12 protein-coding genes are annotated in these 15383 nt (G+C 53.1%); 7 read left to right on the top strand and 5 right to left on the bottom strand.

All coding sequences use genetic code 11. From position 1 onward, the window contains the following. Window positions 1-130: 130 nt before the first annotated feature. Window positions 131-1096, top strand: a complete 966-nt coding sequence (glk, locus tag ACX9GT_RS17290; RefSeq protein WP_473191622.1) for a glucokinase — start codon at window positions 131-133, stop codon at window positions 1094-1096. A gap of 260 nt (window positions 1097-1356) precedes the next feature. After that, window positions 1357-1692, top strand: a complete 336-nt coding sequence (locus ACX9GT_RS17285; protein WP_473187927.1) for a DUF2502 domain-containing protein — start codon at window positions 1357-1359, stop codon at window positions 1690-1692. Between the two features lie 53 nt (window positions 1693-1745). On the opposite strand, the gene ACX9GT_RS17280 is transcribed toward ACX9GT_RS17285, so the two are convergent. Further along, entirely contained in the window at window positions 1746-2990 is a 1245-nt protein-coding gene (locus ACX9GT_RS17280) for a DUF1479 domain-containing protein (RefSeq protein ID WP_473187926.1), read from the bottom strand. A gap of 167 nt (window positions 2991-3157) precedes the next feature. Here ACX9GT_RS17280 and ACX9GT_RS17275 point away from each other — a divergent pair, with 167 nt between their 5' ends. The 3 genes from ACX9GT_RS17275 (at window position 3158) to ACX9GT_RS17265 (ending at window position 5662) form a co-directional block, all read left to right on the top strand. After that, entirely contained in the window at window positions 3158-3700 is a 543-nt protein-coding gene (locus ACX9GT_RS17275; RefSeq protein ID WP_473187925.1) for a GNAT family N-acetyltransferase, read from the top strand. Between the two features lie 117 nt (window positions 3701-3817). Continuing rightward, entirely contained in the window at window positions 3818-5035 is a 1218-nt protein-coding gene (alaC, locus tag ACX9GT_RS17270) for an alanine transaminase (RefSeq protein WP_473187924.1), read from the top strand. A 102-nt stretch (window positions 5036-5137) separates the two neighbouring features. Then, on the top strand, window positions 5138-5662 hold the full coding sequence (locus ACX9GT_RS17265) for a cytochrome b (protein ID WP_473187923.1): 525 nt from the start codon (window positions 5138-5140) through the stop codon (window positions 5660-5662). Window positions 5663-5716: 54 nt separating this feature from the next. Here ACX9GT_RS17265 and ACX9GT_RS17260 read toward each other — a convergent pair whose 3' ends face one another. Continuing rightward, window positions 5717-6157, bottom strand: coding sequence for a type II toxin-antitoxin system HicB family antitoxin (locus ACX9GT_RS17260; protein WP_473187922.1), 441 nt, complete (start codon window positions 6155-6157; stop codon window positions 5717-5719). Between the two features lie 200 nt (window positions 6158-6357). On the opposite strand from ACX9GT_RS17260, the gene ACX9GT_RS17255 reads away from it, so the two are divergent. After that, the gene (locus tag ACX9GT_RS17255; protein WP_473187921.1) at window positions 6358-7251 is read left to right on the top strand and encodes a winged helix-turn-helix domain-containing protein; all 894 of its coding nucleotides are present in this window, start codon (window positions 6358-6360) and stop codon (window positions 7249-7251) included. Between the two features lie 65 nt (window positions 7252-7316). On the opposite strand, the gene ACX9GT_RS17250 is transcribed toward ACX9GT_RS17255, so the two are convergent. Continuing rightward, window positions 7317-10052, bottom strand: coding sequence for a GH32 C-terminal domain-containing protein (locus tag ACX9GT_RS17250; RefSeq protein ID WP_473187920.1), 2736 nt, complete (start codon window positions 10050-10052; stop codon window positions 7317-7319). Window positions 10053-10674: 622 nt separating this feature from the next. Between ACX9GT_RS17250 and gspS the strand changes: the two genes are divergently transcribed. Next, entirely contained in the window at window positions 10675-11061 is a 387-nt protein-coding gene (gene gspS / locus ACX9GT_RS17245; RefSeq protein ID WP_473187919.1) for a type II secretion system pilot lipoprotein GspS, read from the top strand. A gap of 45 nt (window positions 11062-11106) precedes the next feature. Here gspS and gspB read toward each other — a convergent pair whose 3' ends face one another. Both gspB and pulA read right to left on the bottom strand, forming a co-directional pair. Then, the gene (gspB, locus tag ACX9GT_RS17240) at window positions 11107-11634 is read right to left on the bottom strand and encodes a type II secretion system assembly factor GspB (RefSeq protein WP_473187918.1); all 528 of its coding nucleotides are present in this window, start codon (window positions 11632-11634) and stop codon (window positions 11107-11109) included. 177 nt (window positions 11635-11811) lie between these two features. Next, a complete protein-coding gene (gene pulA / locus ACX9GT_RS17235) occupies window positions 11812-15198 on the bottom strand; it encodes a pullulanase-type alpha-1,6-glucosidase (protein ID WP_473187917.1) in 3387 nt (1128 codons plus the stop codon). Window positions 15199-15383: the final 185 nt, after the last annotated feature.

Here is a 15383-nt window from a genome sequence, read left to right as displayed (position 1 = left end):
CGGCGCAGGCTGAAACGATTTTTGTGATCCAGCTCGCTATTGAACAGTGGGTAACAGAATGGCGATTGTTGTTTCAGCGGCGTGATTTTACAGTGTAGCCAGTTTCTTATTATTTATTGTGGAGATAACACTGATGACCTATGCCCTTGTAGGTGACGTTGGCGGCACTAACGCGCGTTTGGCGCTATGCACGGTAGAAACGGGTGAGATCGCCCAGGCGAAAACCTATTCAGGTCTGGAGTTTGACAGCCTGGAGGCGGTGATTCGCCAATACCTGGCTGACCATAAGCTGGAGGTTCAGGATGCCAGCATCGCTATTGCCTGCCCGGTGACGGAAGACTGGGTAGCGATGACCAATCACACCTGGGCGTTTTCCATCAAAGAGATGAAGGCTAATCTGGGGTTTAATCACCTGGAAGTGATTAACGATTTTACCGCGGTATCCATGGCTATTCCGATGCTGACTGACGCCGATGTGTTGCAGTTTGGCGGTGGCAAAGCGCAAAAAGATAAACCGATTGCGGTTTACGGTGCCGGTACTGGCCTGGGCGTAGCGCATCTGGTGCACGTTAACCGCCGCTGGGTAAGCCTGCCGGGCGAAGGCGGGCACGTGGACTTTGCGCCAAACAGCGAAGAAGAGGACATCATTCTGGACGTGCTGCGCGCCGAAGTGGGGCATGTTTCCGCCGAGCGCGTGCTGTCCGGCCCTGGATTAGTGAATCTGTATCGCGCGATTGTAAAAGCGGACCACCGCTTGCCAGAAAAATTAGCACCCAAAGATATTACCGAGCGTGCGTTAGCGGATAGCTGCACCGACTGCCGCCGCGCACTTTCGCTGTTCTGCGTGATCATGGGGCGCTTTGGCGGTAATCTGGCGTTGAATCTGGGCACTTTTGGTGGGGTGTATATTGCCGGGGGCATCGTGCCGCGTTTTATGGAGTTCTTTAAAGCTTCTGGGTTCCGCGCAGCCTTTGAAGACAAAGGCCGTTTCAAAGACTACGTACAGCAAATCCCGGTGTTTATGATCACCCATGCTCAACCAGGGCTGCTGGGGGCCGGTGCCCACTTGCGCCAGACGCTGGGGATGCACCTGTAAGTTGCCCATGCACTGGTCTGCTATAAGAATTCGCGGTTTGTACTGAGATTCGTTTTTGTATGGGCTGCTGAATTGTGTTTTTAACTTATTCTCATATATCAATTAATTACGTATTTTTTTTGGATTCTTTCTAAATATGTGGAAATTGTGAAGGATGTGTCTGAGCGGTGTAATTAGGTGATTATCCTATAGAGTAACAACCGGCGCGGATCTACTGTTCTCGGTGAAAAGACCGGTTCTGCTCTCTGGGAGTGTATCAAATGAAGAAAGTACTGTTGCTGCTGGCAGCGTTATTGCCACTGTTATTACCGGCAGTAAGCCATGCCGATGTTTCCATCGGTGTGAACGTTCCCGGCCTGTCATTGCAACTCGGCGATCGTGACGATCGTGGTTATTATTGGGACGGTGGCCGCTGGCGTGAACCACGTGGGTGGCATAAACATTACCGCCCACGCGATTATTACTATGGCCCGCCGCCTCAGGTCATGTATTACGGGCCGCCGCCGCGTGAATGGCGCGATCGCCCGCGTCATTACCGTATGCCACCACCACCGCCTGGCTATTATCGCCCCGGCCCTCCTGGGCAACGTTGGTAATCTCTACGCAGGCGCTACAGTAATCACTGTGGCGCCTGCGTATACGCATGGGATTATTTAAGGCCGAGCTGCGCTTTGCCGAGCGGCGTTAACAGATCGACGGTCGCGCGGCCGGTGAAATCCACTTCAAAATCATCCGGGGCGAAGTCTGGCGGCGTTTTGCCCGACAGGAAGCTCGGTAACTGGCGTTGCAGATAGGCATCATTTTTGTCGCAACCCGGTGCGGCGGCAATGTACATCACGTTGCTGTCGAACTCGCCGTTATGCTCATTCTCTACCGCATGGATCACGTCACAGTGCCAGAATACCGTATCCCCCGGCTCCAGATCGGGAATAGGGGAAATCCCTTGCAGTAAAAGAGGATGCCATTTCTCTGAGATCGACAGCGCCCGGCCAGGAGCGGCATCGCATAAATCGTCATCAGCCACATCGTCCTGCAACGCGCGCAGCAACACATAGGCCATCGCATTGGCAATTGGCACCAGATTCAGCGTGCCAGCGTTGGTTCGCTGTGGCGTCAGCGCCGTCCACCCTTGAAAAGTGCGGAACATCGAGCAGACCGCCGGTGACGCGATCTCGCGCACTTCGGTACGGCCGTCGGCGGCAAAGGGATCATAGCGCTGCCAGTCACCGGAAAATACGTGGCGATAAACGTAGCGGAAGTTCTCATCCAGCCAGCGTTCGATGGTGCCGCTGTCCACGTGTGGCGACAGGCCCAGAGAAGAGGAGTTTGGCGGGCGGCGACGGGTGCGATCGGCGTAGGTGGCTACCCGCGTTGGGGCAAAATGCTGTTTACCGTTGCTCTCGGTTTCCCACAGGCTGTTCAGAAACACCTGTACCGCGTGCATACGTTGATCCTGCCGGGCTTCCACCTGCGGTTTAGACCAGTAAATGCCATAGATCTGCGGCTTGCTGGCGGCCAGTTTGCCGAAATAGTTATCTTCGGCGGCATTCTTCAGGCGCTCAACGAAGTTATTGCGATCAAGATAGTTACCAATCTCCTGGTTCCAGGCTTCGGCTTTACCGCGTGGGAATACGCCGCGAATGGCGCACGCGCCACGTTGTTTGATCAGCGCTTTTTGCTGTTCGCTGACGCGCTGTTGCACAATATCTTCCGCATCGACCTGCGGTACCGGATTCTGCCCCGCAGCCAGTTCTTGCCGGATGCGCTCAACCTGCTGGCGAATGTTGTCTTCCAAAGCCAGAAACACGTCACGGTAGTTCGGCAGCGCCTGGCGCAACTGTTGTTTGACGGCTTTAATGGCGGCAGGAATATCGTCGATGAGTAATGAAGCCATGGTGTTCTCCTTGTGCCACCTGGGGGCGGCGATGGATGTAGGGGACTGGGAGCGGTGTTGCTGTTCTGTTGTAATGACGTTAATGATTATCTGGATTTAATTGGGGAAAATAAAGGGGTATCTTTCACTCGTAATATCCTCTTTTTCGTTTATCGGAGAAATAGTGTATGAAATTGGAAACATCGCGCTTAATCCTGCAATCGATCACGGCGGATGACTGGCCATTGTTCCGGCGTTTGTATCAGGAACCCCAGGTGATTCGCTATATTGCCGATCCCATGACGGAAAGTGAGATCCGCGCACGTTTTGAAGCGCGTTTGCCCGCATGGGATAAACACGGTGAACGCTGGTTATGCTTGGTGATCAGGGAGAAAGTGAACGGCCAAGCGCTGGGGATCACCGGTTTTCGCCCGGAGTGGTTGCCTTTTCAGCAGGCAGAAGTGGGGTTTGGCAGCCTGCCGGAAGGGCAGGGAAAAGGGTATGGCAAAGAATCGCTGCTGGTAGTGCTGGATTTCGCCTTCAACGCCTGTGGTTTTCACAAAATGAATGCCACGGTGACCGAGGGCAATATCGCTTCGCGTCGCCTGCTGGAAAGCTGTGGTTTCAGGCTGGAAGGCACGCTGCGGGATAACTATCGTTTGGCAGGGCAGTGGTGTAATGACTGGCAACTGGGGTTGTTGGCGGCGGAATTTGCGGCACTGAATCGGTAAAAAAATTGTTATCAGGGGCTCGACAGCCCAACAAGGCTGCGTTATGTTCGATATCCGGCCACAAAGTGGCCAGCGTCGCTCGGACGGTCCGGGCGCTAACGTCTCTTCGAGGAATCTATGGCTGATAACAGTCCGCGCCGTTTTACGCGCATCGAACGTCTTCCCCCTTACGTTTTTAATATCACTTCTGAGCTGAAGATGGCTGCCCGCCGTCGCGGTGAGGATATTATCGATTTCAGCATGGGCAACCCCGATGGCCCGACGCCACCGCACATTGTGGAAAAACTCTGCGCCGTAGCGCAGCGTGAAGATACGCACGGTTACTCCACCTCGCGCGGTATTCCACGTTTGCGCCGCGCGATTGCCAACTGGTATCAGGAACGCTATCAGGTGGATATCGACCCGGAAAGCGAAGCCATTGTCACTATCGGCTCGAAAGAAGGGCTGGCGCACCTGATGCTGGCGACGCTCGATCATGGCGATACCGTGCTGGTGCCGAATCCAAGCTATCCGATTCATATTTATGGCGCGGTGATTGCCGGTGCGCAGGTGCGTTCAGTGCCGCTGGTGGATGGAAGCGATTTCTTTGGTGAACTGGAACGTGCCATCCGTGAAACCATTCCGCGGCCCAAAATGATGATCCTCGGCTTCCCGTCCAACCCCACCGCGCAGTGCGTGGAACTGGATTTCTTCGAGCGGGTGGTGGCGCTGGCAAAACAGTACGATGTTCTGGTGATCCACGATCTGGCCTATGCCGACATCGTGTATGACGGCTGGAAAGCGCCATCGATCATGCAGGTGCCAGGAGCGAAAGATATTGCGGTCGAGTTCTTTACCCTGTCGAAAAGCTACAATATGGCGGGTTGGCGCATCGGTTTTATGGTGGGTAACCCCGAACTGGTCAACGCGCTGGCTCGCATCAAAAGCTACCATGATTACGGCACCTTCACCCCGCTACAGGTGGCGGCTATCGCTGCGCTGGAAGGCGATCAGCAGTGCGTTCGTGACATTGCCGAGCAGTACCGCCAGCGCCGTAACGTGCTGGTGAAAGGGCTGCATGAAGCGGGCTGGATGGTAGAGAACCCCAAAGCATCGATGTACGTCTGGGCGAAAATCCCAGAGGCTTACGCGCATTTAGGCTCGCTGGAGTTCGCCAAGCGCCTGTTGGCTGAAGCCAAAGTGTGTGTGTCGCCAGGAGTCGGTTTTGGTGATTATGGTGATACTCATGTTCGTTTTGCGCTGATTGAGAATCAGGATCGTATTCGTCAGGCGGTGCGTGGCATCAAAGCGATGTTCCGTGCCGATGGCCTGATGGCTCCGCCGAAAGCCAAGTAATCGTTATAAACCGGGGAAATCCCCGGTTTTTGCTCTATTAAGGTTTTCCTCATCATTTCCCGACTATCTTTAGCCTGTACCATTTACCTATTGGGAGAAGTTATGGGCGCGCGCTTTGCTAAATCACAAATTATTCTGCATTGGCTGACGTTGTTGATGGTGATCCTGACTTACAGCGCCATGCTACTGAAAGATTCAGTCCCTGATGACGACATCGATCTGGTTAAAAATTTGCACTTCAATTTTGGTCTGTCGGTTTTTGTGCTGATGTTTTTCCGGCTCTGTTTGCGCCAGCGTCATGCTACGCCGCCTATCACTCCGGCGTTAGAAATATGGCAGGCATTTGGGGCGAAGGTTTTCCACTGGCTGTTGTATCTGCTGTTTTTATCCTTGCCGATCCTGGGCGTGCTGACATTGGCCTATGGTGGAAAAGAGTGGCTGCTGCTGGGCTGGCAGGTGCCGCAGTGGATCACGCCGGATCCCAGGATGCGCAGCCTGGTGAAAGATATTCACGAAACCTTGGCCAACACCGGTTATTTCATTATTGGTGCCCATTCGCTGGCGGCGCTCTATCACCATTATCTGCGTGGCGATGATACGCTGCGCCGGATGATGCCAGGCAAATAACGCTGATTGCAGAAATACTCCAGGGGCGCAGATCGCACAATCTGCGCCTCTTTTCTATGGTTTGTGGAGTTCTGCTACGGAAATGTGCACTTCATAACCCAACAGGAACAACGCCTGTTCGAGCGCTTCAACTTTCGAGGCATAGGCGATATCCAGCAACCGGTCAACCTGCGCGCCGTTAAACCCCATCTGGCGTGCCAGCATCGCTTTTGATGTACCTGCACTCAGCATCCGGTTATGCAGCTCCAGCTTCAGCTTGACCAATACCGGCAGATGAATGGCGATCTCTTCTGCCTGTAATGTAGAAGGCGGTGGCACCGGACGGCCCTCTTCCATTTCAATGGCGATCGCCGTCAGCAGGCTTTCCTGCGCCTCCAGCTCAACATCGTCACGCTTATAGCAGGCAGCCTGCTGCTGTGGGAAATCACGAAAGGTAATCTGCCAGGTATCGCTTTCGTGGTCGAAAATGGCGTGGGCGGGGTAATGGCAAGGCATCGTATTTCCTGCTGGAAAGTGAGTTGAGCGGCATTGTGACCGGTTGGCGTTAACAATGCCAGCGATCGGCGCTGGGAGCCGGTTCAGAAAACCGTTTGGTGAATTTGTTTGTCAGCCGGTATTTTTTAGTTATTCACTGATGATTTATTAGCAATTCCTGCCAGAATTGATTTATCTCCCTAAGATAAATCGGGAATAATATGAAATATAGATTTAACGATCGTGTCCTGTTTGATGCGGATGCAGGAACGCTGGGGCCCAGTGATTTATCGGATGACTCTATCCCAATATCAAACCCAACCAAACGTTTATTACTGCTGCTGATGGCTCACCATGGTGAGCCGGTCAACCGTGAAGTGATATTCAAGAAAGTGTGGGACGATTACGGCATGATCTCCAGCAACAACAACCTCAACCAGTGCGTCAGTAAATTACGCCGGGTGATCAAGGTGATGGGCGTTGATGACGAGGTGATTGCTACCGTACCTAAGCTGGGGTTTATGCTGCGCCAGGAGATCCTGATCGAATCCAATGAAGGGGACAATGAGGCTTTTACTCAAAGCTATGTGCCACCGGTGTTAGCAGAAGTTCCTTATATGGCAACGGAAAACGATCTGGATATGGATGAGGTTGTAGAGGAGAACGTTGAGGCTGACGGCGAAGCAAAGATAGAATCAACGCCCAGCGTGGCCGCACCTGCTGCCAGCAAGCGGCGTTATGGCTGGGGGGTTGTCGTTGCGCTTACCGGGTTTGTTTTTGTACTGGGGATCGGTATCACCATGTACACCACTAACTCTCTGGCCCGACAGGAAGTTTTTCTTGGTAACGCGGGCAGTTGCAAGGTGTTTTTGTCAACATCCACAACGTCGGGTGTTCCCGGCCCCAGTCTGAATAAAGATCTACTGGCCTACGTGGAACAGCGAAAGGCGCAATGCCAGGGCGATGAATACCTGCTGGTGGTACGCAGCAATCAGGTGCGTTCCTATATTTCGGGCATCCACCGCATGTTCTTCGTGCGCTGTACCACATTACGTGAGCACAGAGTCGAGTTTTGTTCAGGGATGGAAAGCGAGCACACTCCATTGCTACATTAAAATTGCTGCCTGCGGCGGCAACAGAGTCCACCTGGACATCAGGCCGTATCTACAGCCTGATGCGTTTATTTATCAGCCCAAATCGATTTTAACGGCCATATCGTCATTGAATCCACGCTGGCGGTTCCGCCTTTGCTGTACATTTCGATACCGATACTGGCAGGATCCGGGAAGATCAGATCGGTTAACACCACTTCGCCATCACCCGAGAAAACGGTAATTGATGAAGTATCGACAATAATGCGTAATTTCAGCGTGTCATCATCCGGCAACGGTAACGGAGCACGGTGTTTAGCGGCAAAATTGGCATCAAACGAACTGTCGCCAGATTTTGAACGGTCGAGATAAACTTCCCCTGCCAGTGCATCGTAACCGACGAGGGTGACCTCACCATTATTGCCCGAGCGCAGCCTGAAGCCGACTTCAGTGGCATTTTCAGGTTTTATGCGTGCCTCTATTTCATACACCTGTCCGTGAACGCCCGCGTCAGCAAGCGGCTGTTCCCCTGGGGTGAGCAGAGTTGCCTCTTTAAGCTCATACAGCGGTTTGTCGCGTAGCGCGGTCATGTTTTCAACGGGTACCTGGGTGAGCCTGACGTGGTCATCAATGGTCTGCAGTTTCAGCTCTCTGGCGAAGGTTTGGCCACCGCGCCACGGGGTGGTGGGAACGCTGCCCGCATAACTCCAGTTACTCATCCAGGCCAGCCAGTAACGTTTGCCGTCAGGCACCCCGTTCCAGGAAACAGCGGCATAAAAATCGGAACCGAAATCTGCCCAATGGGCAGTTTGTTTGGGTTGGTTAGACTGAATAATCTCATCGACCAGAATATGCCCCCAGCCGCCAGTGTTATTATCGATAACGCGGATCTGGGCCATTTCCCCCTGTAGCGAGGCAACGTTCCAACTGCGCCAGCCAAGTGCTTCTGAATCGCCACCCGTCGCGCTATAGACGATTTTATCGTTAACCACCAGATTGACCGAAGTTTCAGAGGAAATCAGTTTGGCCGCGATGTCTGACGCGATGAAGTTATCTGCCAGAATATGGCCCCAGCCGCCGCTGTTTTCATCCAGGATTGCGATTTTGGCCTGTTGCCCCTGAAATTCAGCGACATCCCAGCTAGCCCAGTTGAGGTTTTCGCTGTTATTGCCGGTGGCACTGCGTTTGACTTCGCCATTCACCAGCAACACGACGGCGGTGGCGTTTTCTTTACCGTAAGGGTTATTGCCACCCCCTACCAGGAAGTTGATGTAAGGCTTGTTAATGGTGAACACCGGGGAGGTCAGGCTGCCGACGGCCGTATCGCCATCGTCTTTATTGATCAACTTGCCAAAAAAGCTGTTGACCAGCCGTGAACCCAGGAAGCCGGAGACGGGTTGCTGATCGAGGATCGTACCGGTGGACACCGGTTGATTGATAAAGTCACCTTCAGCCGTCCACCCCAGTTCACTGTAAGTGACATTATCGGCGCCTTCAAAATCTGTGCCAGGGAACAGCAATTCGCCTGCAGGTACCTCTCTTTCCAGGGTACTGGCAGGATCGTGAGGGTGATTACCGCCACCGACCATCAGGTTGATATACTTATCGGTGATCTTGAACGGTGGGGAGGTCACCATACCCGTTGCGCCATCGCCATTGACAAAGGTATTCAGTAGCTGCGCCCCTTGGAACTGGCTCACGCCAGCCTGACCGGGGTTGTTCCCCTGTGACAGATAGGCACCCACCAGATCGCCAGTGGCTGTCCAACCTACGCTGCTGTAGTTACCCTCAAAGTTTTCAGTGGCTGTCCCTGCCGGTGGTTCGCTGCCGAACAGGCTGGTTGCATCCGCTTCAAACGTGGTGCCATTAAAATTGCCCACAAAATACTGTGAACCTGAGCCACCCACCGGCCCGCCAGGATTCAGGTTGATGATCAGCACCCATTTTTTGTTCGCGGGATTACTATCAACCGGTAATTCGAACAGATCGGGGCATTCCCACACGCCAGCATTGGCATTGGCTGGCCCGAATTCGCTCATGAATGTCCAGTCCCGCAAGTTTGGTGAGGAATACAGTACGGCCTTATGCTGGGTGGCCAGCACCGCCACCATCACCCATTTCTTTTCAGGTTCATACCAGAACACTTTCGGATCGCGGAATTCTTTGAATTGATCTTCGTAGCCCGCAGGCGGCAGAGGCAGTACCGGGTTATTGGCATATCGCGTCCAGGTCCGTCCTTTATCCAGGCTGTAAGCGATGGATTGGGCCTGTGTTCCTCCCTCAATGGCTCTGCCGTTTGCCAGCGTGATGGTGGAGGGGTAATAACTGGTAAACATGGCGACCATGGCGGGTTTGCCGGGCTCACCCAAACCGCTGGTATTATGGGTATCAACCACGGCGCTACCGGAGAAAAACATTTCAGGTATTCTACCGTCAGCATCTTCTTTCGCTTCTAACGCCACAGGCAATTCTTCCCAGTGCACCAGATCGGTACTGACGGCGTGCCCCCATGACATATATCCCCAACCGTTGCCGTTAGGGTTGTATTGATAAAAAAGATGATATTCACCATCGTAATAAACCAACCCGTTGGGATCGTTCTGCCAGTTTTTGGCCGAGGTGAACTGCAATTGAGGGCGATATTTTTCAAGGTAAGAAGACTGAACATGAGTCTCGCTTTGGGAATTACCATCGCCGCTGTTGCTGCTACCAGGGGGGGGACTGCTACTGTTGCTGGCGTTATCACAGCCACAGATAAGGGCTGTACTCACCGCAACGATTAAACCAGAGGTAAAGGTTTTTTTTAAAAAATGGCCGTGCATCATAACGCTCCTTGTAATTATCTGGACTGTTTCTTGTTTAAATAATTTTTAAGCGGTAGGCCGATGTCTTTCAGGCTGCAATGTTGTTGGTGCAAGCCTGAAGTTCATTAGTGTAACTTTTTATTTTAACTGGGTTTTTTCTCACCAGAACAAATTCCAATACTATTGCCTGTTAATTTGAATCGATTCAGCTTTTTGAGAAAAAAACATAATTCTGTATACATACCATTCAATCATTGGATAATGAAGTTGCAATAAAACACATGAACACACAAGGTAATGTTTTAGAATTGTGATGATTATCAAAATTAATTTGTGAAAATAATGTTTTTTGCTGCTTAAAAAGAGAGATTTATTAATGAATCGCGCACGCTGAGCAGGTTTTTAATGTATCGATTCAGCTTTGCGCCGGTTTTTTCCGAATGGAGTGATAAAATACATCGCGTTTGGGGAGGATCTCATCATGAATAGTGCCGTGCTGAAGCTGGTTTTCAGCTAGTTTCAGCTTAAAACACCCTGAGGATGTACCAGAGCGCAAAAGAAAACTTTTTCCCAGAGATAAGTGACAGTGAAGGGGGATTTGGTAGAATAGAACCCGGTCAATTAAAATAAGATGATTCTTATCATGCGGTTATCTCTGATTGTACGCGTTGTACCTATGCTGTTTGTTTTGGGGATGGCAGGTTGCCAGCAGCCACGCTCTGCCAGCCAGAATAAACCAGTGCCTCTCAATGACCAGGTCGAACAGCTTGCCTCGGTGGTCGCTGGCACTAAATACCTCAAATACAAATGCAACCGCAGTGATTTGCCGGAGGACGCGGTCATCGAAAAGGTGGCTAACAAGGTGGCAAAACAGCGGGGATGGAATCCGTCAGACTATGCGGCTTTGCCTCAACGTAGCGCAGCGATTTATCAGAGCCTGACCAGAGACAGTACGCCAGAGCAGACGAAATGCAGTAGCTTTAACAGCCTGTTGGCCCCTTTCACCGACCAGCTGCGCGCAGAAGGCTAACGTTAACGGCAAGCGCCGAAATGTGCTGAGCTGAGCATTGCGGTTTCATTTTTCGCTGGGGTTTGCCACGTCGACTTTGCCGCCGGGCCAATCCTCCAGCGCGTCAAGTGTGAAGACCTCACCGTTGAAATTGAAAATCGTCACATCCTGCTGAATCTGTTCAATGATCAGATTAGGGGCTGGGCTATCGCCTTCATGATAGCGTTGCCCGTTCAGCGTAATGCTGCGTTTGTCATCTTCAGAAGCGTAAACGTGCGCACTGTAATGCAGCGCGGGCAGTTCATCACTGGCCAGCACCTCGGGTGTAGGAGCCTGAACGCTGCTCTTCTTCGGCTCTGCCGTGTTTTTCTCGGCTACCGGTGCGGGATGGGTTTGCGCTACGGCCGAGGGCGCCGCCTGAGAGAGCATCGCCACGGGATGCTCCAGCGCCTGATCATTGTGCCAGCGTTCCCCGGCAAACCAGCCGAACGCGATAAACAGCAACGCATACACCGGCAGCAGATAGCGGGGAATAAACAGCCCTTTAGTGGTGCGAGCCTTGACTGGCGGTGTTAGTTCCGTTTGATTGTTCACATCCCTGAACCTTTGAGTTAATGCATTTTTTGCGACAGCTCACGGCCATGCAAATCCTCTGATAGGAAAGAAACTATCTGTCCGGCAGGTGCGGGTCAATAGCGTCTCGTGTGTATTTTGGGTGTGAGATAGGCAGAAAGGGAAGGGCCACCCTGAGGTGGCCCGAGACAGACTGTTTTACTTACTGCTGACGGGGATACCCGAGCCTTGCGCTGCTGCTTGAGGTTTCACCAACAGCGCCACGGACCACGCCGGGATAGTGATACTGCCATCGCCCGCGATATTGATGCCGGATGCCAGCGAGTTGGCCGCTAATGACTGCTGAATCGTACTCAGGCTGAGGTTTTGCCCGGCAAAATCATTGATCGTCCTGGCTTGTGGGGCGGCGTTGATTACCACCACCAAGGCGTCGGCCAGTGGATCAAGATCGCTACCCGCCTGAGCACCGTCATCAATGGTCATCACCAGCAACCCTAACTGCTGATCGGCACCGGTGTTGCGGAAATCGACACGTTTCATCACTTCACTGCCACTGCCCAGCGCGATCAGCGGGGAGGCGTGACGCAACTGCGTGAGTTCCTGATAGAACCCGGTCATTTGTGTGATTTCACTTTGGCCAGGTGTGGCTACAGCCTCTTTTACGCTGCTAATCACATCGTAATTGCTGCCGTCATCGCTGATACGCGGCATACCCACGTTGTAGTTGTTGTCCTGATAGCTGTAATCCACGCGGTTAAACCAGTCACCGGCATCGTAAGAATCGCGGGTGAAAGATTTGGAACGCAGCAGTTCGGAGCCTTGCTGATCGAAAGCCAACCCTTGGCCCAGCATTGTGGTGGCCAAAGAGACTGCCTGCATCCGCACGCGGGTGGCAAGATCGGCTTCACGTGCAGCTTTGTAGCTAATCATATCCCACAGGGTCTGGTTGTCGTGCTTGGAGACATAGTTGATGACTTCGGTCGGATCGCTGGCATAGCCACCGATGGCACCGTTGTAATCAATCTCGCTGCCTTTCTTCACGTTACCGTCTTTGTCGATCAGCAGGAAATCGGTCAGGTTACCAGCCATCCCCAAGCGGGTCAGATCGGCCAGATGGCGCACGTTATCTACCGTTTGCTCGGTCATTTCGTTGGCCAGTACACCCGCCCCGTTGCCCAGCCCTTGGTTTTGCCGCAGTGCATCACCGGAGTCAAAAGGGCCACCGCCGCGCACGGCATCACGCAGGCGATCGGAGAAGGTGCCGATCCCGCTGCCTTTCATAGTGATCTGCGAAGCGATCTCAAAGCGATCTTCCTGCCCGGAATTCCAGCCTTCGCCAAAGAAATAAACGTTAGGATTGACCGTTTTGACTTTCTCACGCGCCGCCAGGATCTGGGCTTTCGGGTGATAACCCATCAGATCGAAACGGAAAGCATCGATCTTGTAGTCCCTGCTCCAAACCACCAGAGAGTCGTCAATCAGCTTGGCGAACATGCGGTGTTCCGGTGCGGAGTCGGAGCAACAGGTTGCCGATTCCACGCTGCCGGTGGATTCGTTCAAGCGCTGATAATACCAGGGTACGATTTTATCCAGCACCGAGGTGCGATCGGTTGGGCCAGCGGCATTGGTGTGGTTATACACCACGTCCATAATGACGTTCATCCCCAGTTGCTGCTTGATGGTCTGCACCATGGTGCGGAACTCTTTGATACGCAGTGTGCCTTCCGGATTAGTGGCATAGGAGCCTTCCGGCACCGTGTAGTGGAAAGGATCGTAACCCCAGTTATAGGAGTCGGTCTGTGCCACGTAGCCGTTCAACTCCTGCACCTGCGGATTGTCCTGGCTGTCATCTTGTTTCAGTTCGTTGAGCACTTCGCCAATGGTGGAGGCACTGTTGCAGTAATCAGCAAAGCGGCTCTGCTTCACTGCGCTGTTCAGTTCGCACAGGCGGCTGAACGGCTGTGGCAGATCCGCCACTTTGTCGCTGAACTCACTGACCGTGGCCAGATCGAACACCGGCAGCAGTTCAACGTGCGTTACGCCAGACTGTGCCAGTTGCTTTAGGTGTTTCACCATATTGCTGTCGGTGGCGGTCAGCGCCAGATACTTGCCGCGCATGGCTTCGGGCACTGTCTGATCCCAGGCGGAAAGATCGCGGATATGGGATTCGTGGATCACCATCCGGGCAATATCGGCCTGAGTCGCCTGCGGATGAGGCATGGTCAGGCTGTCCCAGCCATCAGGTTTTAACGCATTGTCATTGAGATCCACCACCTGGCTGTACTCGGAGTTGGTCGAGAGGCTATGGGAGTAGGGATCGGTGACTTCATACTGTTCCACTTTGCGCGATTGCGGATGGTAGACCGTCAGGGCATAGCGATAGAAAGCCCCTTTGAGAGCGCTGCCGCCCTGATATGACCAGGCACCGGAGTCGGTATCCCGCATCATCGGCTGGCTGCCAATCACTTTTTTATCTGCGCTGTAGAGCACCAGTTCAACCTGCTGGGCCGTTGGTGCCCATAGGCGGAAAGTCACACCCGAGCCGCTCACCAGAGCGCCATACTCCAGTTTTTCGGCAGCGGCAGAGAAACGATCGTCCAGCACGCCAGCCGTTTGCACCTGGGTGGCCGAACTGAGGATCCCATCTTGATCGGTGGCAATGACTATCGTTTCATCAGTCAGCAGTTCATCTACGTTGGCATTATCGGGCAGTTTAAATGCCGCATAGCCAGCAAGGTGCGGGAAACGCGCGCTGGTTTCCTGGCTGATGCTGGTAGGCGTCAGCGAGAAATAGCGATCGGTAAATTGCCCTTCGCTGTTGGCCGCGACCTTGCTGCTGTGGTTGTAGTAAAGGCGTACGATCGGCTTATCTTTTCCGGCAGGCCAGAGGATGGTCTGTTTATCTACCCAATGCGCTTCTGCCAGTGCGACCCCGAAAGCGCCACGGAAAGCGTCGGCGCGGGTATCGTACACAGCGCTGCTGCCCGCAAGGACCGACACGGTGCGATCGGGAAAGTCGCTGAATGTCACACGCATATCGGCGTCAATCAGCTTATTGGTGCCATCGCGCAGAATAAAGTTGATACAGCCGGTGGTTTTGTTGAGCGGTAACACCCAGTAAGGGCCGTAGGCATCGCTGCCCGTTGGGGTGATACTGGTGTCATCCCAGCCACTGGACGGTTTTTCCAGCGAGTTACAGGTATCGTTATTCCACAGGAACAGGTTCTTGGTAGCGTAATTAGCGGCGGCTCTGCTGGTGACACCGGCAATATCCACCAGATGGATCACCGCTTGGTTGTCGCTGGCTGTAACGGCTTCATCGGGTATGGCGACATCGGGTAAACGAGCGACAGGTTCCTGATTCTCTGGTATTTCAGGCTCAGGCGTTTCAGGATCAGGTGTACTCGGCGTTTCCGGTACTTCAGGGGTTTCTGGTACTTCAGGTACTTCAGGGGTTTCTGGTGTGCTTGGTGTACTCGGTGTTTCAGGTGTGTTGGGGCTAACATTAGAAGAATTATTGTTATCACAGCCACTCAGCAAGATGAGCGAACCGAAGAGTAGGGCATTACAGGTATGTTTAAGCATTCTAAATTCCCTATCAGACTCACGTAATAGAAAGTAAAAAATGGTATTAATGTGTAAAGCCAAGGCATTAGATATGGTGGACAAGGGCGGAGCATCATCCCGCTAAAGGAGGGGGTGGGGCGTAGGGAGCAGGAGGAAGCCTTACTGAGAGGGGATGACGAACAGTAAAAGGGCGACTAATATGA

The sequence above is a fragment of the Serratia sp. YWN4 genome (assembly GCF_055790845.1).
The sequence above is the reverse complement of the archived record's forward strand: the minus strand, read 5'-3'. Positions and strand labels throughout refer to the sequence as shown.